Origin of the sequence: Pseudomonas sp. IB20 (assembly GCF_009707325.1) — a bacterium.
Taxonomy (GTDB): Bacteria; Pseudomonadota; Gammaproteobacteria; order Pseudomonadales; family Pseudomonadaceae; genus Aquipseudomonas.
Map to the genome: position 1 here is coordinate 3,926,071 of NZ_CP046103.1, position 22,800 is coordinate 3,948,870.

Genomic DNA, 22,800 nt, shown 5'->3' on the forward strand with positions numbered 1-22,800 from the left:
CGGGTTCATGCTTGCATGACGCAGCGCTTCGTACCCTTAAATCCCATTCGATTCATAACGCCCTGTTTTTTTCTTAAACAGGAGTCAGAACATGCAACCCACCGCAATCGACAGCAAAAGCAAAAACCATCACGGCGAGCGTGTCGCGTTTATCCAGGCCTGCTGGCACAAGGATATTGTCGACCAATCGCGTAAAGGCTTCCTCGCCGAAATGATCGCCCAGGGCTACCAGGAATCGGACATCGACTTCTTCGAAGTCGGCGGCGCCTTTGAACTGCCCCTGCACGCCAAGCTGCTGGCTAAGACCGGCCGTTACGCCGGTATCGTTGCCGCCGCGCTAGTGGTGGACGGCGGCATCTACCGCCACGAATTCGTCGCCCAATCGGTGGTCAGCGGCCTGATGCAGGTGCAGTTGGAAACCGAAGTGCCGGTGTTCTCGGTGTCCCTGACCCCGCATCACTTCCACGCCGGCAGCGAGCACACCACGTTCTTCTACGAGCACTTTGTGCACAAGGGCCAGGAAGCTGCACGCACCTGCGCCGATACGCTGCACAAGGTCCGCGCTATCCGTCGCAGTGAACCGCGCGCTGTAGCGGTTTAAGCAACACCGCAAAAAAAATGTGGGAGGGGCTTGTGTGGGAGTCGGGCTTGCCCGCGATGCAGTCACCTCGGTGTGTCAGTCACACCGCGGTGATGCTATCGCAGGCAAGCCAGCTCTTACACAAGCCCGCCCCCACAGTTGGATCCGATCAAGCCTTGAGATTTATGCCAGGCCAGCGTCCGTGGTCGGCACAATCAATATCCCAGCACGCAAACCATTCTTCACCTTAGGGTTGGGAAAAATGATGCGCGCGCCCTCCTCTTCGATCACCCAACGCGTCTTGGCCACGTCTTCAGCCAGCAGATAGCCCTTGGCCAATGGCGAAAAGTTTTCCACATCCGCCGGCAGGTGCAGCAAGAACGCATCACTGTGCTTGATCACTTCACGCGACACGGCAAACAGCTGCAGGCCATCCAGGCTCTCGGTCGCAGGCTCAGAGCCTTCGATGATGTGCTTGAGGCGCGCCTCCAGGCGGGAAACATCCACGCCCTGGTTATGCCCGAACGGCCGCGCCTTGCCCAATTCCAACGTGAAGGCTTCGGCCCCCAGTTGTTCGTAGGTAAACGCGGTGAAGGTGATCGAGGTCTTGTTCTGCAACAGCACCGCTTGCATGCCGGCGGCGCACAGGCGCGCCAGTTCGTGGCGTGAGTGCTGGCGGCCTTCATTCCACGGGTACAGGGCGAACTGCTCGATCTTCGAGCCGCGAATGGCGGTGTGCAGGTCGTAATGCAGGCGCGAACGGCCAGGCAGGCTGAAGAAGGTGCGGGCCAGTTGCTCAAGCTCGGCGGCGCGCATGGCCTCCGGGCCGATGTTTTGTTCATGGCGGCCGTTGAACAGCCGGTTGACGTCCAATTCGAGGTAACGCTCGCCGCGGCGCATGGCCTCGGGGTTGCCGAACAGGAACAGAATACGGGAGCGGGGTTTAATCTCCCCACGGGCGATGCCATGCAACAGGCGATCGAGCAGTTCGATCGGCGCCGTTTCGTTGCCATGGATGCCGGACGACAGCAGCAGGTCGCCGCCGTTGTCCTTCACTTCAGGCGGGCGCACTGCGAGCGCGCCCTCGCTGAGCCAGCGCATCTGCACGCCGTCGACAGTCAGTTGAATTTTTTGCGCCGGTTCGCGACCGGCGAGGGTCAGTTCAAGCAGTTTGCCGAGGGCGAGCATAAGCAGCTTCCTTAGTGGTTGCAGCCAGGGCCGTGGACGTGATCGTCGTCATCACCTTCGACATCAGCCGGTTCCATTTCCAGTTGCAGGCTCATCAGATTGGTGGCCAGTGGGCGCATCAGCAGGTTGGCGTACTCGGCGTCGCCTTCTTCCACGTCTACACCGATCAGCAGTTGGCCGCGGCCGTCGTGCTGGATCCAGATCTCTTTGCCCTGCCAGACCACGGCGACGCGGGTGCAGGAGGTTTCCAGCTGGGTGCCGTCGGTGTCTTCAAGGATCAGTTTCAGGGTGTCGGTGGTCATAAATAGTTCTCAGCCGTGCGGAATTAATTGATCTGGAAAGGATAAACCGAGCCCAGTTTAAGGATTTGCGTCAGTTCATCCAGTGCCGTCCGGCACTCAAGCAGCAATTGCGGGTCAGCCAGGTCGCTTTCGCGCAGGCTGTCGCGGTAGTGCTTGTCGACCCATTGGGTCAGCGTGTCGTACAACGGCGCCGTCATGATAACGCCTGGATTCACCGCCGCCAGTTCCGTTTCGTTCAACGCTACGCGCAAGCGCAGGCACGCCGGGCCACCGCCGTTCTGCATGCTTTGCTTGAGGTCGAACACCTTTACTTCGCGGATCAGCCCGCCGGACGCTGTCAGGCCTTGCAGGTACTGCCAGACGCGCTCGTTGGCACGGCATTCTTCCGGCACGATCAGCAGCATCGAGCCGTCGGCGCGGGTCAGCAACTGGCTGTTGAACAAGTAGGAACGCACTGCGTCCTCGACGCTGACCTGGGCGCGCGGCACGCACACCGACTGGAAGTTGCCGCCCAGCTTGCCCAACTTGCCGTGCAACTCAGCGAGCATCTGCTCGGTGTTGAGGAAGGCGTCCTCGTGATAGAACAGCACCTCGCCGTTGCCCACCGCAATCACGTCGTTGTGGAACACACCGGCATCGATCACTGATGGGTTCTGCTGGGCGTAGACCACGCCGTCGTCCTTCAAGCCGTGCAAGCGCGCGACGGCTTGGGAGGCTTCAAGGGTCTGGCGCGCCGGGTATTTCTGCGGCGCCGGGTAACGGGTGTCGAACGCACTGCGGCCGAACACGAAGAACTCGACGCCCGCCTCGCCATAGTCACGGCAGAAACGCGTGTGGTTGGCCGCGCCTTCGTCGCCGAACTGCGCCACCGCCGGCAATGCGGCGTGGTGGGCGAAGTGTTTGCCATTGGCAAACATCGCCCCCAGCACGCGGCTGGTGGTCGGGTGCTCGATGCTGCGGTGGTATTTGCAGTTGAGGTTGGCGGCAGTGAAATGCACGCGACCATCCGCCGTGTCGGCGCTCGGGCTGACCGTGGCGGCGTTGGCCACCCACATGCTCGACGCCGAGCAGCTGGCGACCAGCAGCGGCATGGCTTGCTTGGCGGCTTGCTGGATGACTTGGGCATCGCTGCCGCTGAAGCCGAGGTTGCGCAGGGCGGCTACGTCAGGACGTTCCTGCGGTGCCAGCACGCCTTGCACAAAGCCCATGTCCATCAGCGCTTTCATTTTTTGCAGGCCCTGCAACGCCGCTTCCTTCGGGTTCGAAGACTGCTGGCTGTTGCTCTGGGACGCGACGTTGCCGTAGGACAAACCGCCGTAGTTATGGGTCGGCCCCACTAGACCGTCAAAATTGACTTCATAGGATTTCATCGGCGAGGCTCCACGAACATCTGTTTTTATAGGCATCTAGTGCAGATCTCTATCTGTAACCCGATCAAGTGGGGGAGCTGGCTTGCCTGCGATGCAGACGACTCGGTCTTTCAACTGGACCGAGGTGATGCCATCGCAGGCACGCCAGCTCCCACATTAGATCAGTGTCACCTTCACTTCAGCGTTATACCTGGGGTCAGCGTTGCTGGGACCACCAAGCTCGGGGTCTCAAGCGAGGCCACCGGGTACGCGCAATAATCCGCCGCGTAATAAGCACTGGCGCGGTGGTTGCCCGAGGCCCCTACCCCACCGAACGGCGCAGTACTGGCGGCGCCGGTCAGTTGTTTGTTCCAATTGACGATCCCGGCGCGGCTTTCCAGCCAGAACTGCTGGTAGCGCGATTCGGAATCGGACAACAAACCCGCGGCCAAACCGTACTGGGTGTTGTTGGCCTCAGCGATGGCCGCAGCAAAGTCAGCGTAGCGGATGACCTGCAACAGCGGGCCGAACAGCTCTTCATCTTCGCGCTCGGTCACGCCGGTCACATCGATAATGCCTGGGGTCAGCAACGCGGCCTGATCCTGGGGCTGGGTCATTTCCAGCAGCGCCACGGCGCCATTGGCCAACATCAATTGCTGGGCGTCCATCAAGGCTTTCGCCGCACCGAGGGAAATCACCGAGCCCATGAACGGCGCCGGCTGCTGGTCGAACGCACCGACTGCAATCGTCGCGCTCACCGCCACCAGGCGCGCCAGCAACGCATCGCCCCAGGCGCCTTCCGGCACCAGCAAGCGACGCGCACAGGTGCAACGCTGGCCGGCAGAAATGAACGCTGACTGGATGATGGTGTAGACCGCCGCATCCACGTCGGCCACTTCGTCGACCACCAGTGGGTTGTTGCCGCCCATTTCCAGCGCAAGGATCTTGTCCGGGCGCCCGGAGAATTGTTGGTGCAAGTGATTGCCGGTGCGGCTGGAACCAGTAAAGAACAACCCGTCGATACCTGGGTTGGCCGCCAGGGCGATACCGGTTTCGCGCGCGCCTTGCAGCAGGTTCAACACGCCCGCCGGCAAACCGGCTTCGATCCAGCACTGCACGGTCAGCTCGGCGACTTTAGGGGTCAGCTCGCTCGGCTTGAACAGCACGGTATTGCCCGCCAGCAACGCCGGGACGATATGCCCGTTCGGCAAGTGGCCCGGGAAGTTGTAAGGGCCGAACACCGCCACCACACCGTGGGGCTTGTGGCGCAACACGGCAGTGGCGTCGCCCAGCGGGCCGCTCTTCTCGCCGGTACGTTCGCGGTAGCTTTGCACCGAGATCGCGATCTTGTTGGCCATGCTGGTGACTTCGGTGGCCGACTCCCACAGCGGCTTGCCGGTTTCTTCACCGATGCAGCGGGCGATTTCATCGGCGCGGCTTTTCAGCGTGGCGGCGAAGGTTTCCAGCACGCTGATGCGCTCTTCCAGCGGGCGCCGGGCCCAGCCGGGGAACGCTTGGCGCGCGGCCTGCACCGCCGACTCGACCTGTTCGGCAGTGGCGCCATTGCCGGCCCACAGCACGTGCTGGGTGACGGGGTTGCGCGATTCAAACAGTTCACCCTGGCCAGCCAGCCAGCTACCTGCGATATACAGCGAATTCATTATTTCGACTCCCGAGCAGCAGACAACGCAACAGCACGCACTTGATCACCCACCACCAGTTGCAGGCGTTTGGCGGTCTGCTGATCGACCACCAAGGTGCCTGCCGCCAGCCGGGCCGGAGCGGCCGTGATGCGGCACTCCTCGCGCTTGCGGTTATGAATCAGGAACGGCGTGGCGTCGTCCCCCGGCGTGCCGATGGCCAACACCAGCGACTGGCTGTCGCGCACCGCACGGATTTTACTGGTCTCACACTCCACCGCCGGGCCAGCGTCGAAAATATCGACATAGCCCTGGTAGCTGAACCCTTCGCTCTTGAGCATGCTCAGCGCCGGCTCGGTATCCGGGTGCACCTTGCCGATCACATTGCGCGCGTCCTCAGACAGGAAGCAGCTGTACAGCGGAAACTTGGGCATCAGCTCGGCGATAAAGGCCTTGTTGCCCACACCGGTGAGGTAGTCGGCCTGGCTGAATTCCATCTTGAAGAAGTGCCGGCCCAGGCTTTCCCAGAACGGCGAACGCCCGGCCTCGTTGGACACGCCGCGCATCTCGGCAATGATCTTGTTGCCGAACAGCTGCGGGAATTCCGCGATAAACAACATGCGCGCCTTGGCCAGCATGCGGCCATTGAGGCCGTTGCGGTAATCGGCGTGCAGGAACAGCGAGCACAGCTCGGAATTACCGGTGAGGTCGTTGGCCAAAAACAGCGTCGGAATCTCGCGGTAGATATTCAGCTCCTGGGAGGCGCTGACGGTCAGCCCGACCCGGAAGTTGTACCAAGGCTCGCGCAGGCCGACGGCACCGGCAATGGCAGAAATACCCACCACACGGCCTTCGTCGTTTTCCAGCACGAACAGGTAGTCGGCATCGCCGCGCCCGGCTTCGCCGCGAAAGGTTTTCTCGGCCCAGCCCACTCGGTGGGTCAGGCGCTCTTCGTTGGCCGGCAAGGTGGTGAGGCCGGTGCCGGTGCTGCGCGCCAGATCAATCAGGGCCGGTAAATCGCTGCTGCGTACGGGACGAACGATCATGCTATCTCCTCAAACGGGCCGCTTTGCAGCCACCCGCGAAACTCTTTTTTAAACAGCAACCAGGCGCACACTGGCACCTTCGCCAACACCCAGGGCTTCGGCCGTTTCCAGGTCCAACGTCACCGGTTTGCCGGGTGCGTAGTCCAGGTCCAGCATCACCGCGCGGTAATCCTGCAACTGCGCATTGCTCACCAGGTACTGACGGCCGGCCCCCTTGACCATCTCGCCGATCTTCACCGGCACCACGCGGCTCTGGGCAATCGAGCGAATGCCCGAGACCCGTGCATGCAGCGTTGGGCCGCCGTCGAAGATGTCGATGTAATGATCAGTTTCAAAACCTTCACGCATCAGGATGTCGAAGGTGATCTGCGCACGCGGGTGCACCTGGCCCATGGCTTCCTGGGCTTCGTCCGGCAGCAGCGGCACGTAGATCGGGTAATGCGGCATCAGTTCGGCGAGGAACGTGCGGCTTTTCAGCCCGCACAGCCGTTCGGCGGCGGCGTAGTTGAGGTCGAAGAAATTGCGGCCGATGGCGTCCCAGAACGGCGAATCACCGTTCTCGTCGCTGTAGCCAACAATCTCGGTCACCACCGAGTCGGCAAAGCGCTCGGGGTGGCTGGCGACGAACAACAGGCGGCCACGGGAGTTGAGTTCCGACCACGGCGAACCGACCAGCGCAGGCTCCACATAGAAGCTGGTGAGCAGGCTGTTGCCGGTGAGGTCGTGGCACTGGGAAAGCACGTGGATCTTGTTGTGGATCTTCAGCTCGCGGGAGGCGTGCACGAAGGTTTCGTTACGAAAGCTGTAGAACGGCTCCGAGTAACCGGCCGAGGCCACAATGGCCGAGCAGCCGACGAGCTTGCCGGTTGAGGTGTCTTCGAGCACGAAGAAATAACTTTCTTCACCGTTGAAACTGACCTCGGCCGCGAAGGACGCTTCGCTGGCGGAGATCTTGTCGCTTAGGCGTTCCACATCATCCGGCAAGGAGGTGACACCAATCGGGCTGTCCGCAGCCAGACGCTGTACCTCGCCCAGATCAGCCATTTGCGCGGGGCGCATCACCAGCATGGTGTCACTCCTTAACTCGAAAAACTCACAGAGGGAAAAATGCCGGACACAGGATCTGGGCTCACACAGATCCAATGTGGGGAGTCTTTTGTGGGCGCTGGCTTGCCTGCGATAGCATCAACTCGGTTTAACAAATGCACCGAGTTGTCTGCATCGCAGGCAAGCCAGCTTCCACAGAAATTGGCGCCCACATTTGATTCGGTCCGGCATATAGAATTTTTGCTCGACGCCCGATCACTCAGGCGCCGAACGGTCAATCAGGCTTGCGTCAACGTCTTCACAGCACGTTCAAAACGGTCCAGGCCTTCCTGAATGTCCGCCTCTTCCACCACCAGGCTCGGGGCGAAACGCACCACGTCGGGGCCGGCTTGCAGGATCATCAGGTTTTCTTTCTCGGCCGCGTTGAACACGTCCTTGGCCTTGCCTTTGAACGCATCGCTGAGCACGCAACCAATCAGCAGGCCCATGCCGCGCACTTGGGTGAAGATGCCGTACTTCTCGCCGATCTGTTCCAGGCGCGCCTTGAACAGGTCGTGCTTGGCATTCACGCCGGCCAGCACTTCTGGGGTATTGATCACGTCGATCACCGCTTCTGCCACCGCGCACGCGAGCGGGTTACCGCCGTAGGTGGTGCCGTGGGTGCCGACCACCAAGTGCTTGGCCAGGTCTTCACGGGTGAGCATGGCGGCAATCGGGAAACCGCCGCCCAGGCTCTTGGCGCTGGTGAGGATGTCCGGCACCACGCCGTAGTGCTGGTAAGCGAACAGGTGGCCGCTGCGGCCCATGCCGGTTTGCACTTCGTCGAACACCAACAGCGCGTTGTTGGCGTCGCACAGCTCGCGGGCACCTTGCAGGTAAGCCAGCTCGGCCGGCAGCACGCCGCCTTCGCCCTGAATCGGTTCCAGCACCACGGCGCAGGTCTTGTCAGACACGGCGGCTTTCAGCGCGTCCAGGTCGTTGTAAGGAACGTGCGTAATGCCGGTGATTTTAGGCCCGAAACCGTCGGAGTACTTCGACTGGCCACCGACGTTGACGGTGAACAGGGTACGACCGTGGAAACTGTTCAGCGCGGCGATGATCTCGTACTTCTCAGTACCGAAACGGTCGAACGCCACACGACGAGCCAGCTTGAACGCGGCCTCGTTGGCTTCGGCGCCGGAGTTGCAGAAGAACACGCGCTCGGCAAAGGTGGCGTCGATCAGCTTATGTGCCAGGCGCAGGGCCGGCTCATTGGTGAAGACGTTGGAAACGTGCCACAGCTTGTTGGCCTGCTCGGTCAGCGCACCGACCAGCGCCGGGTGCGCGTGGCCCAATACGTTAACCGCGATGCCGCCGGCAAAGTCGATCAGCTCGCGGCCGGCCTGGTCCCAGACGCGCGAACCTGCGCCACGCACGGGGATAAAGGCGGCAGGTGCATAGTTGGGAACCATGACCTGGTCGAAATCGGCACGTTGCACCGGGGCTTGCTCAACGGACATCGGAGTCTCCTGAAGAGGAACGCCTGCCTGGAACTGGCGGGCGATGCAGGGATTGTAAGGACAGTTTTCAGCGCCACCTTGTCGCCAAGCGACAACTTCTTATAGCGCCAACCCCGGTTTTACGCGGGTTTACGGCAATGCGACATATTGCGTCGCAATGGCGCAGTGTAAACCAGCGGCGGATGTTTCGGCACAACGCGCCGGGATCAGATCAACCCCTGTCGATTGCGATAAACCTGTAGCGCCCCGAAAGGGTCGTGCGCCGATTAACTGGAGCCCTTTCATCACGCTCAAGGATTGGCACCATGCCCGACGCTACTGAACAAACGCTGCAAGCCGCGCCCCCGAACCAGCCCGACAACCACTACGCCCCGCTGAAAAACGCGCTACCGCGCTGGCTCGGCGAAACCTCCCTGCGCCGCCGCCAAGCCTTGGGCAACAGTGTTGTGCGCCTGCCTCAATCGGTGCGCAGCGCCAGCCCCGACAACCTGGGCGAACTCAAGCGCTTGGCCACCGCCCACTGGAGCGCCCAAAACACCGTCGAACACGCCCTGGCCAACGTGCTCAATGCCCAAGACTTTGCCGAACCGATCCTCACCCTGGCCCTCAAGACGCAGTTCGGCCTGGACCTGGACGTCAAAAATACCTTCTTGCGCCTCTATGTCCCGCAAACACTGCCTGGTCTGCCGATCCACTCGGGAGCCGCGCGCACCTGGACCGTGTCACTGCTGGAGGCCGTGCTGCACAACTTTGAAGCCAAGGAAACCCAGGCAGACGCCTATGAAGCGGTGTCGACCTTCATCACCCGCCCCGACGCCAGGGGCCACTTCGACACCTTGCCAGCCATCAAAAAGGGGCTGTCGATCCACGCCTTTACCCAGCTGTGCCGCGACCTCGACATCGGCGCGCTGTATGCGAGCTACCTGCGAGAGCAACTGGGCTTGAACGAACCGGTCGCCGAAGCCGCCTTGCGCCTGAAGGTTGAGAACAGCCACAAGGCCGAGCTGCAAGCCGCACTGCACTGGGCCTTGATCACCGGCGACATCCAGCTGGACTATTTTCGCTTGATCCAAGGCCTGCTCGACGGCCTGGCCGGCATGCGCCTCGACGGCCAGGCACTGCGCTATCACGACCTGAGCCTGATGGGCGCCGACCTGCCCGGCATCATCGTGTTTGCGCCTGACCTTGAGACCAGCCGTTCGGCGGCGCGGGTGGTCGCCTATGTGCCCGGCGACCCCAAGCACCCGATCAAGGAATATGCCTCCTCCCAGGCGATGCAAAAAGAGCTGGTGCGCCAGTTGCGCGATGAAGGCTACCAACGGTTTTTCAGCCGGTTTGTCGCCCATGACCAACGCGGGCATTTTTTCGCCAACCTGGGCCAACTGCTGGCCAAAGTCACCTGGCACCCCCATGTACACGGCAGCAGCTTGCCGACCTGGTATGAAGCGCCCACAGACAACCCACGCGTGCGCTTTGTCGCCACACCCCGCAGCGGCGGGCTGGAGCGACATCAATACCAGCGCACACTCAATCAGATCCTCAACGACGGCCGCACCACCGCCGTCGCCACGGCAACCGTGGACCGCAATGCCCGTTGGGTACTCTGGGATTCATTCGTCAACGTCGCCTCCTCAATCCTGCAAGCCGCTGCCTTGATCATTGCGCCCTTCGTGCCGTTTGCCGGCGAATTGATGCTCGGCTATATGGCCTACCAATTGCTGGATGAGGTGTTCGAAGGGATCATCGACTGGAGCGAAGGCGTGCACAGTGAGGCCGTCGGGCACCTGCTGGGGGCGGTCGACGCCTTGGTGCAACTGGGTGGTTTCGCCGTGGGCGGTACGATTGCCATCGCCGAGTTTCGCAAGGTCCTGCCCCAGAGCGTCATCGACTTCATCGACCGCTTCAAGCCGGTAAAACTCGCCAACGGCCGCACCCTCTACTGGAAACCCGACCTCAGCGCTTACGAACAACCGATCAGCGTGCCGCAGGGCAGCTACCGCGACCCATCGGGGCTGTTCCAACACCCGCGCGCAAACCTGCTGAAACTGGACAACAAGGTCTACAACGTGGAAACAGACCCCGCGTCCAACACCCAGCGCATCGCGCATCCTTCGCGCCCTCACGCCTACCGCCCGCACGTGCGTCACAACGGCCATGGCGCCTGGCACACGGAGCTGGAACAACCGCTGCAATGGGGCCGACAAACCCTTTTGCGGCGCTTGGGGCACAGCGTGGAAGGCATCAGCGAGGCTGACCAGACGGTGGCGCTGAACATCAGCGGTGTCGACGAAGCGGCGCTACGCAAGATGCACGTCAACAGTGAAAAGCCCCCGGCCCTGCTGATTGATACCCTGGACCGCTTGCGCGTCGACCGCGCGCTTCAAACCCAGATCGACCAGCTCAACAGCGATGACCCGCAGGTGTACGGCAAGGTCGACCCACAGGCCAACCTGCAGTTATTGACCGGCCAGGGCTATTGGCCGCAAACCCGCAGCTTGCAATTTATCGACGCCCAAGGGCAAACCGCCTGGACGTTTGGCGACAACCAACTGCCCTCCATCCGGATCCTCGAAAGCCATTTGAACAATGGCGATCTGCTCAAGGCGATACTCACCCAACTGCCCCCGCAAGATGCCGCTCAAGCGTTTGGCGCAGACGTGGGTGATTCGCGCCTGAGCCTGGACACACGCGCCACCCACTTGCGAAAAAAACTTGCGGCGATTGCCCAAGAAAAGCGCATGTCGTTGTTCGAATCACACTACGCGCCCCTGCAAGCCACCCGTAATCCAAGGGCACAGCGCCTGATGGATGCCGCCCCTGGGCTGCCGGCCAGCGTCGCGGAAAAACTGCTGGACCACGCCACAGCCGAGGAGCTGGCAGAACTGGACAACCAACGCACGCCCCAACGCCTGAACCAGTCGGCACGCGATGCGTGGGCCGAAGTACGCGTTTGCCGCGCCTACGAAGGCTTGCACTTTGGCGCGGCCACCTGGGACACCGAGCGCCTGGCCCTGCATTCGCTGCCCCAACTGCCGGGATGGCCTGCGCAGGTGCGCCTTCAGGTCAGGGACTATTCGGCCAACGGCCTGCTGCGCGATCAGGTCGGCACTGCCCAGGCGCCGATCGTGCGCACGTTGGTACGCAGCGAAACCGGCGAATACACATGGCCTGACGACAACGGCGCACTCACCAAGCCCACCGATCTTTACTCGGCGATCCTCGGCGCACTGCCCGAGGCGCAACGCCAAACCCTTCAACTGGGCATTGATCAAGGCGTACGCCTGCGCCGGCGTATTCGAGAACACGCCCTGGCACGCAATCAATTGCGCGAACTGCTCAGTGCAGACCCCCTTCGCAAACCGACTTACGACCCGGGCATCATGAAGCTGCTGGGCGGCATGGAGGGCTACCCGGTCCTGGCTGAGCACGCTGATGGACCGCCGTCGCTGCTTGCGCAGGTACGCGATCTGTTTCCCACGCTTGACGATGCGCAAATACAGAACGCACTCGAACACATGCAAGCGCAACCAGGCGGCGCCAGCAATGAGCTCGCCCTCCTACGCGCGGAGCGCCAGGTATTGCGCCAAAACCTGCAAACCTGGCAGCAAGCCATCCCCGCTATCGACCCCGAAACCCAGCTTGCAATGACGCCTCAGCGACGGGATTACGAGCAAAGGACCCGCCACCTGATAGCCGCACAACTGGAAGAGTGCTGGCGTCAGGAAACCCCGCGCGACCAGTACTTTACGGATGGCTCGCCCAATGGTTATACCCTGAGGCTCAATGCCCCGGGCTTAACCGACCTGCCGGACCCCGGCTCAACCTTGAAGCATGTGTCACTGTTGTCCGTGATCGGCGGCCCCCACCTGCAAGGAATCGAAGGGTTTTTGCAGCGTTTTCCCTGGCTTCGCCACTTGGAACTGCGCTCGATTGCGCTGGAAGACTTGCCGCCCTACATCAGCACGCGGCCCGATCTGAACAGCCTGATCCTGAGCGACTGCAACATTACCCTCACCGGGCAAAGCCAGGCCCGATTGAACGCCATGACCGGCCTGCACGCGCTGGACCTGCACAACAATCCGCTGGGCCTGGTACCCGATGTGCAGGCCATGCCCAACCTGAGCCTGTTGGACCTGTCGTCCACCGACATCGACCGCCTGCCCAATGGCGTATTGGATCACCCGCAGTTGCAGGCCATCTTGCTGAGCGACAACCAAATCGCCGAGCTACCCCAGAGCCTGTTCAGCGTGACGCCCGAGACCGCCCAAAAGTTCGACCTGTCCGGTAACCCACTCACTCGGACCACCCTGCAGCGGGTCAAGGCCTACTGCCAAAACCAGGGCGCGTTTTTCGCCGCCCAGGCGCCCAGCGCGGAGCGTGCCAGGGTCATGAACCTGTACCCGACCTTTCTGGAGACTGAAGCGGACCGGTTCATCTTTCGTATGCCCGGCGACATGGACGCCGTCGCCCCGACACTCACGCGCCTTGAAGCCGAATACGCGCAACTGGGCACCGACCTTCAGCAATGGGCCCTGAACATCCCCGCGCGCCATCCCACCCTAGGCATCCCGCTTGACGAACAGACTGCCGCGCTGGAGCAACTGGCACGCCAGAACTTCAAGACCTTGCTTGAAGACGCTTGGCGTCGCGAAAGTGAGGAGGACCAAGAAAGCCTGGACAGTGAATTCACCCATTCAGTGGCCATTGAAACATCGACCCTGGGCCCGCTGCCTGAACTGAGCGCAAGGTTCGAGCATGTCACCAACCTCGAAATCAACGGCAGCGGCGTCACCAACGGGGTTGATGGCACGCTCAGATGCTTCCCTCACCTGGAAACACTGACCCTCAACCAATGCATGCTCGGCAAGCTGCCGCAAACACTCGCGCACCTGCCGAGGCTGTCCATCCTGAACCTTGAAGACAGCCGGGTCACGTTGACCGCGCCAGACATCAATATGCTCAGCGACATGACCCAGCTTGAGTACATCAGCCTGAGCAATAACCCACTGGGCATGGCACCTGACGTCAGCAAACTGCATGAATTGAAGGCGCTTCATCTACGCAATAGCGGGATCAGCGCGGTACCTCACGGCCTGTTCAGTCTTCAGGAACTGGAAACGGTGGACCTGAGCGACAATTTGATCAGCGACATTCCGGCCGACCTGCTGGAATCGACAGCGGCCTATGGCGAGGACAGCGATTTCAGCGGCAACCCGCTGTCACCGCAAAGCCTGCAGTATCTGAGGCAACACTACCTGCGCACCGGCATCGATTTTCAGGTAGAGGCCGCCACAGTGGATGATCAAGGCGTGCCCTTGGTGTTCGTGGGCCCGACGCCGATGGAGGAGTAATCAGCCGCGCTCGGAAGGCACTGACGACAGCTCGAAGGGGCTGCTGCTGCGTCGCTGGTTGCGGTCTTCACGTGGGGTGGCGCCGAAGAAGTTGCGGTAGGCGCTGGAGAAGTGCGGCCCCGAAGAGAAGCCACACGACAGGCCGATCTGGATGATCGACTTGCTGGTTTGCATGAGCATCTGGCGCGCCTTGTTCAGGCGCAGTTCCAGGTAATACTGGCTGGGAACGCGGTTGAGGTATTGCTTGAAGATCCGTTCAAGCTGTCGTCGCGACACGCACACGTGCTGGGCGATTTCGTCGGTGGTCAGCGGCTCTTCGATGTTGGCTTCCATCAACAGAACCGCCTGGGTCAGCTTTGGATGGCTGGAACCCAGGCGATTTTGCAGCGGGATACGCTGGCGTTCGCCGCCTTCGCGGATGCGCTCCACCACCAGCTCTTCGGACACCGCGCCGGCCAGCTCAGCACCGTGGTCACGGGCCAATACCGCCAGCAACAGGTCAAGTACCGACATGCCGCCACAGGCGGTCAGGCGATCACGGTCCCAGTCGAACAGATGGCTGGTGGCGATAACCTTGGGGAAACGCTCGGCAAAGTCATCCTGCCAGCGCCAGTGCACGGCGGCGCGGTAGCCGTCGAGCAAGCCCAACTGAGCCAGCGGATACACCCCGGCCGACAAGCCGCCGATCACGCAACCTGCCCGCACAAGCTGCTTGAGCGCAGTGCTTAGCTGGGAGGCGATGACGGTGGGCGGTTCGTCCGCGAGCAGGAAGAGTTTCTGGAAGCCTTCAAGCTTGCCGGCCCACGGCTCGCCCGGCAATTGCCAGGCGCCTTCAATGGCAGGCTCTGCGAGCAGAAACGACAACTCGTAGACCACGTCCGGATGCACCCGCTGAGCAACGCGCAAGGCCTCCTCAGCCAGCGCAAGCGTCAGGGCTTTTGTGCTGGGCCAAATCAGGAAACCAATTTTGTGGGCGGTCATGGAATGCTATCCGAAGCGAAGAACGGTAATGAAGACAAAGGCCAATGCTAGCCCGGAAACCAACACAAATCTCTAAAGCTAATGAAGATCAAAATGTGCGAGCTGGCTTGCCTGCGATGGCGGTGGGGCAGTTGGCACATCGGTTACTGATACACCGCTATCGCAGGCAAGCCAGCTCCCACAGGGACCGAAGTCAACTTCCGAGCTGCCAAGCATGCACTAACTCGGTGCACAAAAGCAGTCTTGATTATTTCAGGCTGCCGGACAGAAACTGCTGCAACCGCTCCGATTGCGGGTTCACCAGCACTTCGCGCGGGTTGCCACGTTCTTCGACGATGCCTTTGTGCAAGAACACCAGTTGGTTGGACACTTCACGAGCAAAGCCCATTTCGTGGGTCACCACCACCATGGTGCGGCCTTCCTGGGCCAGGTCCTGCATGACCTTGAGCACTTCGCCAACCAGCTCCGGGTCGAGCGCCGAGGTCGGTTCGTCGAACAGCATTACCTCAGGCTCCATCGCAAGCGCACGGGCAATCGCCACGCGCTGCTGCTCGCCGCCGGACATGTGGCCGGGGAACGCATCCTTACGATGGCCCACGCCGACTTTGGCCAAGTAGTGCTCGGCCTTCTCTCGCGCGTCTTTCTTCGACATGCCCAACACGTGCACCGGCGCTTCCATCACGTTTTCCAACGCAGTCATGTGCGACCACAGGTTGAAATGCTGGAACACCATCGACAGGCGCGAACGCATGCGTTGCAGTTGCTTGGGGTCGGCGGCCTTCATGGCGCCGTCCTTGTTGGCCACCAGTTTCAGCTCTTCGTTGTTGAGCAAAATCTTGCCGGCGTGGGGTTGCTCGAGCAGGTTGATGCAGCGCAAAAAGGTACTTTTGCCCGAACCACTGGAACCGATGATGCTGATCACATCACCGGCCGCGGCGGCCAAGGACACACCTTTGAGCACTTCATGACTGCCATAGCGTTTATGCAGGTCTTGGACTTCAAGTTTGTACATGCGGTCGGTTCTCACAAAAACAGGTGGTCAGTCGTTGAGCAAGCGCCCGTGACGCAGCGCTTCGCGCCCCGCCACCTTGGCCAGCCAGAAACCCGCTTGGGCATAACGTAGCCGTTCAACGGCAAACAACACCCCCGAGGTGCCCGCGCGGATGATGCTCACGCGGTCTTCCAGAGGGTCAATTACTTCAAAAATCGGCTCGCCGGCCTCCACCCAGTCACCGGCTTTACGCAGGTAACTGATTACGCCGGCATGGGGGGCGAACAACAATTCGGTGCCTTCAAAGGGCAAGCCTTCGCAAGGTTCGTGCTGCGGCGCGGGCCATTCACCTTTGATCAAGCCTTGCTCGGCCAGGAACGCCAAGATGCCTTCAGCGTGGAAGATCGCCTCATCGCGGCCGGTGTCGGCCTGGCCACCCAGTTCCAGGGTCGTCGCCAGGCACGCCAGCGGAATCTGCGCCTCGGGGAACGCCCGAGACAGACGCAACCACGGCAGCGAGCACGCCTCATCAAACGAGCTGCCGCCGGAGTCTTCGGCCAGCAGGCCGACTTTCACATTCAAATGCGCCGACAGCGAGCGCCACTGCGGCCAATGCTGGGGCAGCGCGTACATATGCAGCGCGGCTTCGGCGTCGCAATGCAGGTCCAGAACGATATCGGCGCTGCAGGCGTGGCTCAGCAGAACGCGCTGCATGCCTTGCAACTGGCTGCTCGGCTCGGGCAATGCACTGAGCGCATCGCTCATCGCCTGGCGGATCATGCGCACATTCGCATGCGGATCATCGCCCAGCTTGCCTTGGAGCAGCGCGGCAACCGGCTCGCTTAACTCAACGAAATCACGGTTGAAATTCTTGCCGCTGCCGACCTCGAAACGCCCCTGGTGGCTGCCTTGCAACAGCTGGCCCAAGCCCATTGGGTTGGCCACCGGCACCAGCTCGATCACCCCGTTGAGGGCGCCTTGCTGTTCCAGTTCACTCAGGCGTTTTTTCAGCTCCCAGGCCGCGCGCATGCCGGGCAACTCGTCGGCGTGCAGGCTGGCCTGGATGTAGGCCTTGCGCTCGCCCTTGCCGAAACGAAACACGCTCAGTTGGCGCTCGCAGCCCAGGTGGCCCCAGGGCAACCGGTGATCGATACGTTCCATATCAGTGCTTCCGTGGCGCCAGGTAGCTCAGCCAGCGGCGCTCGGCCAACTTGAACAGGCGTACCAGGATAAAGGTCAGGCACAGGTAGAACACGCCGGCCGTGATATAGGCTTCGAACGGCAGGTAGAACTGGGCGTTCACCGTGCGCGCGGCACCGGTTATGTCGATCAAGGTGACGATGGACGCCAGACTGGTGGTCTGCAACATCATGATCACTTCGTTGCTGTACTGCGGCAGCGCGCGGCGCAGGGCCGACGGCAGCAGGATGCGGCGGTACAGCTTGTAGCGCGACATGCCCATGGCCTTGGCCGCTTCGATCTCGCCATTAGGGGTGGCCTTGAGGCTACCGGCAATGATCTCGGCGGTGTAGGCGCTGGTGTTGATCGCAAAGGCCAGGCACGCGCAGAACGTGGCGCTGGACAGCAGCGGCCAGAGGAAGCTTTCGCGCACGGCTTCGAATTGGGCCAGGCCGTAGTAGATCAAAAACAGCTGCACCAGCATCGGCGTGCCGCGAATCACATAAGTGTAGAGCCAGGCCGAGCCGTTGACGATCGGCTGCTTGGACACACGCATCAAGCCCAGAGGCAAGGCGGCGAGCAGGCCGAAGAACAGCGAAATGGCGAGCAATTTCAGGGTGGTTGCCAAGCCGCCGAGGTACAGCGGCATGGCGTCCCAGATGACGTTGTAGTCGAAGATCATAGATCAGCCGCCCTTACGCCTACCGAGTAGCGCTTCTCAAGATAGCGCAGGGCCAGCAACGACACGCTGGTGATCACCAGGTACATCGCCGCCACTGCGAGGAAGAAGGTAAAAGGCTCGCGGGTGGCATCTGCCGCCTGCTTGGCCTTGAACATCATGTCTTGCAGGCCCACCACTGAAATCAGCGCGGTGGCCTTGGTGAGTACCAGCCAGTTGTTGGTAAACCCAGGGATCGCCAGCCGAATCATGTGCGGCACCATCACCCGGAAGAACACCTGAAAACTGCTCATGCCATACGCAAGGCCGGCCTCGGCCTGGCCCTTGGGAATGGCCATGAAGGCGCCACGGAAGGTTTCCGAGAGGTAGGCGCCAAAGATGAAACCCAGGGTGCCGATACCGGCGGCCAAGGGGTTCAAGTCAATATAGTCGTCATAGCCAAGCAGCGGCGCGACGCGGTTCAGCAAGTCCTGACCGCCGTAGAAAATCAGCAGGATCAGCACCAAGTCAGGGATCCCGCGGATCACCGTGGAGTACAAGTCACCCAGCCAGGCCAACCAACGCACCGGCGACAGGCGTAACGCGACCCCGATCAGACCCAGAACGATCGCCAAGGCCATGGACGACAAGGCGAGCTGAAGCGTCAACCATGCGCCATCGAGGATGACGGCCCCGTAGCCTTTCAACATGATTCAGGTCCTCGAAAAGGGGGATGAAAAAATGGCGCAAACCGCAGGAATTCTGTTGCTTGCGCCATTCTGGACAGACAGCTAGGACGAGTTACTTAAGGTCAGCGCCGTAAATATCGAAGTCGAAGTATTTGTCCTGGATTTTCTTGTATTCGCCGTTGGCACGGATCGCAGCAATAGCAGCGTTGATCTTGTCCAGGTCGGCCTTGTCGCCTTTACGTACCGCGATACCGATGCCTTCACCGAAGTATTTGACGTCGGTGAACTGTGGGCCCACAAACGCGTAGCCTTTGCCTGCGTCGGTCTTCAGGAAACCGTCTTGCAGCAAGGTAGCGTCAGCCACGGTGCCGTCGAGGCGACCGGCTTCCACATCCAGGTAAATTTCGTTCTGCGAGCTGTAAGGAACCACGGTGGCGCCTTTAGGGGCCAGAACTTCCTTGGCGAAACGATCGTGGATCGAACCGCGCTGCACACCGATCTTCTTGCCTTTGAGTTCATCCAGGCTGTCGCTGACGGTGGTGCCTTCCTTCATCACCAGGCGCGCTGGGGACAGGTAGTAGCGGGAAGTGAAGTCCACGGACTTCTTGCGGTCGTCAGTGATGGACATGGACGACAGGATCGCATCGATCTTGCGCACTTTAAGCGCAGGGATCAGGCCGTCGAACTCTTGCTCAACCCAGACGCACTTGACCTTCATCTCTGCGCACAAGGCGTTGCCGATGTCGTAGTCAAAACCGACGATGCTGCCATCCGGCGCCTTCGAGGCAAACGGAGGGTAAGCCGCTTCGATACCAATCTTCAGGGGCTTTTCATCAGCGAAGGCCTGCATGGACAACACGGACAGCGCCAGGGCGCCCAACAGCACAAGTTTCTTCATCTTGGGACTCCATCGGTAGGGCAAAAAGCAGAATGAGCCGTGGCCCACGATGCGACTTAAGTGAAACCGAATAGCGGTGCTGCGTCCTACCCCGAATTGATACAGGAGACGACGAGCGAGTGATCGGCATTCTAACGACAGGCCGGAAGCCGATATTTCCTCAATGCGACAACAATTTACAGAAGCACCGAGAAAGCGGTTCCAGCACATTGACAGCCCCCGCTTTTTATGCAGAGACAAAAGACATTAAACCTATTGATGCTGCAAATTGCGGGCCTATTATTCGCAAACCCTTCTAGCACGGCAAGTCTGGCGTTTAATCTTATTTCTGAGGGTGTCTAAACCGTGGGTTTTCGGGGCATGGGCGTAGCACTTTGCCTCATGTTTGGGCGTGGGGTTACACATTTAGTGTGCTCGGTAACATTCAGAAATATCCAACCAGGTAAGTCGATATTTATTGGCTTGAGGGTTATGCAGGTCTGTCAGACCACGGCTTCAGCCAGCCTGCAAATACATTCCAACTGTGGGAGCTGGCTTGCCTGTGATAGCGGCCTGTCAGCTAGCCCATTGTTGCCTGACCCACCCTTATCGCAGGCAAGCCAGCTCCCACACTCTGAATTCCACAAAAAAGCCCCATCCAGCTCACGCCGAATGGGGCCCTGTCCCATCAACCTCGCCTTACGCGACGTTCATGGTCTTGTGCGTCTCAATCAAATGCGCCACCACACCTGGGTCCGCCAGCGTGGAGATATCCCCCAACCCGTCATACTCAGCCGTAGCGATCTTGCGCAAGATACGGCGCATGATTTTCCCCGAACGCGTCTTCGGCAAGCCCGGCGCCCACTGGATCACATCCGGCGAAGCAATCGGCCCGATCTCTTTGCGCACCCAGTTTTTCAGCTCCAGGCGCAGCGCTTCATTCGGCTCTTCGCCATTTTTGAGCGTGACATACACATAGATGCCCTGGCCCTTGATGTCATGCGGCACACCCACCACCGCCGCTTCGGCGACTTTCGGGTGGGCAACCATGGCGCTTTCAATCTCGGCGGTGCCCATGCGGTGGCCGGACACGTTAAGCACGTCATCCACACGGCCGGTGATCCACCAGTAACCATCTTCATCGCGACGAGCACCGTCACCGGTGAAATACATGCCACGGAAGGTCTTGAAGTAGGTATCGACGAAACGGTCATGGTCGCCGTACAGCGTACGCGCCTGGCCTGGCCACGAATCGAGGATCACCAAGTTGCCTTCGGCAGCGCCCTCGATGATGTTACCGAGGTTGTCCACCAACGCCGGCACCACACCGAAGAATGGCCGCGCCGCCGAACCCGGCTTGAGTGCATGAGCACCCGGCAGCGGGCTCATCAGGGTGGCGCCGGTTTCGGTCTGCCACCAGGTGTCGACGATCGGGCAACGGGATTGGCCGACGTTCTTGTAGTACCAGTCCCACGCTTCCGGGTTAATCGGCTCACCGACAGAACCGAGCAAGCGCAAGCTGCTGCCATCCACGCCTTCGCAAGCAGCGGTGCCCGAAGCCATCATCGCGCGGATCGCAGTGGGCGCGGTGTAGAGGATATTGACCTTGTGCTTGTCGACGATCTTGCCGACACGGGTGATGTCCGGGTAGTTCGGCACGCCTTCGAACAGCAGCGTGGTCGCGCCATTGGCCAGTGGGCCGTAGACAATATAGGTGTGGCCGGTGACCCAGCCGACGTCGGCGGTGCACCAGTAGATTTCGCCCGGGCGGTAGTCGAACACACGCTCGTGGGTCAGGGCTGCGTAGAGCAGGTAGCCGCCGGTGGTGTGCTGCACACCTTTAGGCTTGCCGGTTGAGCCGGAGGTATACAGGATGAACAGCGCCTCTTCGGCGCCCATCTCTTTGGGTGCACACACGGTGCCCGCCACTTTCATCAGGTCTTCGTACCAGATGTCGCGGTGCTGGTTCCACTTGATGTTGCCATTGGTGCGCTTGCACACGATGACTTTCTGGATGCTGCTGGTTTCCGGGTTGGTCAGCGCGTCGTCGACGTTGGCTTTCAGCGGAATTTTCTTACCCGCGCGGATGCCTTCGTCAGCGGTGATTACCACCTTCGACTTACAGTCGATGATGCGACCGGCCAGGGCTTCCGGCGAAAAGCCGCCAAACACCACGGAGTGAATCGCACCGATGCGGGTACACGCCAACATGGCGACCACGGCTTCGGGGATCATCGGCATATAGATAGTCACCACGTCGCCGCGGTGCACATCCTGGCCGCGCAGGGCGTTGGCGAACTTGCAGACTTCTTCATGCAGTTCGCGGTAGGTGATGGTGCGGCTTTCGGAAGGGTCATCGCCTTCCCAGATAATCGCCGCCTGATCGCCACGCTCGGCGAGGTGACGGTCCAGGCAGTTGTAGGAAACGTTCAGGGTGCCATCGGCGAACCATTTGATGTCGACATGGTGGTCGTCGAAAGAGGTCTGCTTGACCGCGGTGAAAGGCTTGACCCAGTCAAGGCGCTTGGCTTGCTCACGCCAGAAACCATCGGGGTTGACCACCGACTGCTGGTACATGGCCTTGTAGGTCGCCTCGTCGGTCAGCGTGTTGGCTGCTACTTCGGGGCGAACGGGGTACAGGGAAGCCGCACTCATCTTTCTTACCTCGGTGACATAGTTGTTGTTGTATGGCCCCTGTTGTAGCCGGGGCTGCCCCATAGAACCATTCGACGATGGTAGTAACAAGCCCCTACACATTGCCCTGCTATGCCCGTATGCGGCTCTGGCCCGCGCCCTGCGTGGCTTTCACGCTGGGTGAAAAAACCTTTACCACAGGATTGTTACAAAAACCGCCAATAGTCTTTATCAAAAGCACGGGTATATGAATATAACCCGCGAGCCTAGAATCAACTCCGCCAACCAAGGCAATGTGATTAACACCGTAACAGCCCCCACGAAGGCAACGTTAATCCGAACTTCCCAACTCTTAAGTTACACACGCGGCCTCATAAGGGCCCCGTGACCCCTTTCGCCCTGAAGAAGGTAAATACAGTAATGAAAGCTCTCGTAGTTATGGCCCTCAGCAGCTTGTGCGCCACCGCCGCCCTGGCCGATGAGGCCCCGACCGAGCTGGCCGGCCAGAACGCCCCGATTGTTGAAGATTACACCTACAGCACACACTTGGATGTGGCCAAAGTATTGTCCATGAGCGCTGTTCCAGAAGTCTGCCAAGTTGTACCGGTGAAGATGGAATATGAAGACTCACACGGCCAGCGCCATATTCTTAATTACCAAGTGATGGGCAATGGTTGCTCTAACGGATAACAACTTCCCGCCGTGGAGTTAAACCCAGATCTTATTCGCCGCAAGAAATCGTTCTTGCGGCAAAGAGCCGATCCAGAGCCCACCACGAAACAAATGTGG

Annotated in this window: 17 protein-coding genes; 3 read left to right on the top strand and 14 right to left on the bottom strand. The window is 60.6% G+C overall.

All coding sequences use genetic code 11. From position 1 onward, the window contains the following. Positions 1 to 91: 91 nt before the first annotated feature. Positions 92 to 601 carry a 6,7-dimethyl-8-ribityllumazine synthase gene (locus GJU48_RS18290; RefSeq protein WP_032879834.1) on the top strand — a complete coding sequence of 170 codons (510 nt, stop codon included), beginning with the start codon at positions 92 to 94 and terminating at the stop codon, positions 599 to 601. 162 nt (positions 602 to 763) lie between these two features. On the opposite strand, the gene astE is transcribed toward GJU48_RS18290, so the two are convergent. The 7 genes from astE to GJU48_RS18325 all read right to left on the bottom strand — a co-directional run bounded on the left by astE (position 764) and on the right by GJU48_RS18325 (position 8,651). Then, positions 764 to 1,768, bottom strand: a complete 1,005-nt coding sequence (gene astE / locus GJU48_RS18295; protein ID WP_094950499.1) for a succinylglutamate desuccinylase — start codon at positions 1,766 to 1,768, stop codon at positions 764 to 766. Positions 1,769 to 1,779: 11 nt separating this feature from the next. Further along, positions 1,780 to 2,070, bottom strand: a complete 291-nt coding sequence (locus GJU48_RS18300) for a hypothetical protein (RefSeq protein ID WP_003214319.1) — start codon at positions 2,068 to 2,070, stop codon at positions 1,780 to 1,782. Between the two features lie 23 nt (positions 2,071 to 2,093). Continuing rightward, positions 2,094 to 3,440, bottom strand: a complete 1,347-nt coding sequence (gene astB / locus GJU48_RS18305; protein WP_094950498.1) for an N-succinylarginine dihydrolase — start codon at positions 3,438 to 3,440, stop codon at positions 2,094 to 2,096. Between the two features lie 173 nt (positions 3,441 to 3,613). Continuing rightward, on the bottom strand, positions 3,614 to 5,083 hold the full coding sequence (gene astD, locus GJU48_RS18310) for a succinylglutamate-semialdehyde dehydrogenase (protein ID WP_176462923.1): 1,470 nt from the start codon (positions 5,081 to 5,083) through the stop codon (positions 3,614 to 3,616). Continuing rightward, positions 5,080 to 6,105: an arginine N-succinyltransferase gene (gene astA, locus GJU48_RS18315; RefSeq protein WP_094950495.1), complete on the bottom strand. Its 1,026-nt coding sequence runs from the start codon at positions 6,103 to 6,105 to the stop codon at positions 5,080 to 5,082. Before astA ends, astD begins: the two co-directional genes overlap by 4 nt. 48 nt (positions 6,106 to 6,153) lie before the next feature. Continuing rightward, the gene (aruF, locus tag GJU48_RS18320) at positions 6,154 to 7,173 is read right to left on the bottom strand and encodes an arginine/ornithine succinyltransferase subunit alpha (protein ID WP_094950494.1); all 1,020 of its coding nucleotides are present in this window, start codon (positions 7,171 to 7,173) and stop codon (positions 6,154 to 6,156) included. A 257-nt stretch (positions 7,174 to 7,430) separates the two neighbouring features. Continuing rightward, entirely contained in the window at positions 7,431 to 8,651 is a 1,221-nt protein-coding gene (locus GJU48_RS18325) for an aspartate aminotransferase family protein (protein WP_094950492.1), read from the bottom strand. 305 nt (positions 8,652 to 8,956) lie between these two features. Here GJU48_RS18325 and GJU48_RS18330 point away from each other — a divergent pair, with 305 nt between their 5' ends. Then, entirely contained in the window at positions 8,957 to 14,002 is a 5,046-nt protein-coding gene (locus GJU48_RS18330) for a dermonecrotic toxin domain-containing protein (RefSeq protein WP_094950491.1), read from the top strand. Here GJU48_RS18330 and argR read toward each other — a convergent pair whose 3' ends face one another. From argR to acs, 7 genes are all read right to left on the bottom strand, one after another. Continuing rightward, a complete protein-coding gene (argR, locus tag GJU48_RS18335) occupies positions 14,003 to 14,983 on the bottom strand; it encodes a transcriptional regulator ArgR (protein WP_094950490.1) in 981 nt (326 codons plus the stop codon). Between the two features lie 247 nt (positions 14,984 to 15,230). Continuing rightward, positions 15,231 to 15,995: an ABC transporter ATP-binding protein gene (locus GJU48_RS18340; RefSeq protein WP_003214336.1), complete on the bottom strand. Its 765-nt coding sequence runs from the start codon at positions 15,993 to 15,995 to the stop codon at positions 15,231 to 15,233. Positions 15,996 to 16,022: 27 nt separating this feature from the next. Further along, positions 16,023 to 17,135 carry a succinylglutamate desuccinylase/aspartoacylase family protein gene (locus GJU48_RS18345; RefSeq protein WP_094950489.1) on the bottom strand — a complete coding sequence of 371 codons (1,113 nt, stop codon included), beginning with the start codon at positions 17,133 to 17,135 and terminating at the stop codon, positions 16,023 to 16,025. 1 nt (position 17,136) lies between these two features. Beyond that, positions 17,137 to 17,835 (bottom strand): ABC transporter permease, encoded by a 699-nt coding sequence (locus tag GJU48_RS18350; RefSeq protein WP_094950488.1) that lies wholly within the window; start codon positions 17,833 to 17,835, stop codon positions 17,137 to 17,139. After that, positions 17,832 to 18,521: an ABC transporter permease gene (locus tag GJU48_RS18355; protein ID WP_094950487.1), complete on the bottom strand. Its 690-nt coding sequence runs from the start codon at positions 18,519 to 18,521 to the stop codon at positions 17,832 to 17,834. Before GJU48_RS18355 ends, GJU48_RS18350 begins: the two co-directional genes overlap by 4 nt. A 91-nt stretch (positions 18,522 to 18,612) precedes the next feature. After that, on the bottom strand, positions 18,613 to 19,398 hold the full coding sequence (locus tag GJU48_RS18360; RefSeq protein ID WP_094950486.1) for an ABC transporter substrate-binding protein: 786 nt from the start codon (positions 19,396 to 19,398) through the stop codon (positions 18,613 to 18,615). A 678-nt stretch (positions 19,399 to 20,076) separates the two neighbouring features. After that, entirely contained in the window at positions 20,077 to 22,032 is a 1,956-nt protein-coding gene (acs, locus tag GJU48_RS18365) for an acetate--CoA ligase (RefSeq protein ID WP_056861684.1), read from the bottom strand. A gap of 399 nt (positions 22,033 to 22,431) precedes the next feature. Here acs and GJU48_RS18370 point away from each other — a divergent pair, with 399 nt between their 5' ends. Further along, positions 22,432 to 22,701: a DUF2790 domain-containing protein gene (locus tag GJU48_RS18370; RefSeq protein ID WP_094950485.1), complete on the top strand. Its 270-nt coding sequence runs from the start codon at positions 22,432 to 22,434 to the stop codon at positions 22,699 to 22,701. The last annotated feature ends 99 nt before the right edge of the window (positions 22,702 to 22,800 follow it).

Excerpts from the sequence above, each read along its gene's own strand:
- GJU48_RS18290 (WP_032879834.1), top strand. The coding sequence starts at position 92 with ATGCAACCCACCGCAATCGACAGCAAAAGCAAAAACCATCACGGCGAG.
- astE (WP_094950499.1), bottom strand. The coding sequence starts at position 1,768 with ATGCTCGCCCTCGGCAAACTGCTTGAACTGACCCTCGCCGGTCGCGAA.
- GJU48_RS18300 (WP_003214319.1), bottom strand. The coding sequence starts at position 2,070 with ATGACCACCGACACCCTGAAACTGATCCTTGAAGACACCGACGGCACC.
- astB (WP_094950498.1), bottom strand. The coding sequence starts at position 3,440 with ATGAAATCCTATGAAGTCAATTTTGACGGTCTAGTGGGGCCGACCCAT.
- astA (WP_094950495.1), bottom strand. The coding sequence starts at position 6,105 with ATGATCGTTCGTCCCGTACGCAGCAGCGATTTACCGGCCCTGATTGAT.
- aruF (WP_094950494.1), bottom strand. The coding sequence starts at position 7,173 with ATGCTGGTGATGCGCCCCGCGCAAATGGCTGATCTGGGCGAGGTACAG.
- GJU48_RS18325 (WP_094950492.1), bottom strand. The coding sequence starts at position 8,651 with ATGTCCGTTGAGCAAGCCCCGGTGCAACGTGCCGATTTCGACCAGGTC.
- GJU48_RS18330 (WP_094950491.1), top strand. The coding sequence starts at position 8,957 with ATGCCCGACGCTACTGAACAAACGCTGCAAGCCGCGCCCCCGAACCAG.
- argR (WP_094950490.1), bottom strand. The coding sequence starts at position 14,983 with ATGACCGCCCACAAAATTGGTTTCCTGATTTGGCCCAGCACAAAAGCC.
- GJU48_RS18340 (WP_003214336.1), bottom strand. The coding sequence starts at position 15,995 with ATGTACAAACTTGAAGTCCAAGACCTGCATAAACGCTATGGCAGTCAT.
- GJU48_RS18345 (WP_094950489.1), bottom strand. The coding sequence starts at position 17,135 with ATGGAACGTATCGATCACCGGTTGCCCTGGGGCCACCTGGGCTGCGAG.
- GJU48_RS18350 (WP_094950488.1), bottom strand. The coding sequence starts at position 17,835 with ATGATCTTCGACTACAACGTCATCTGGGACGCCATGCCGCTGTACCTC.
- GJU48_RS18355 (WP_094950487.1), bottom strand. The coding sequence starts at position 18,521 with ATGTTGAAAGGCTACGGGGCCGTCATCCTCGATGGCGCATGGTTGACG.
- GJU48_RS18360 (WP_094950486.1), bottom strand. The coding sequence starts at position 19,398 with ATGAAGAAACTTGTGCTGTTGGGCGCCCTGGCGCTGTCCGTGTTGTCC.
- acs (WP_056861684.1), bottom strand. The coding sequence starts at position 22,032 with ATGAGTGCGGCTTCCCTGTACCCCGTTCGCCCCGAAGTAGCAGCCAAC.
- GJU48_RS18370 (WP_094950485.1), top strand. The coding sequence starts at position 22,432 with ATGAAAGCTCTCGTAGTTATGGCCCTCAGCAGCTTGTGCGCCACCGCC.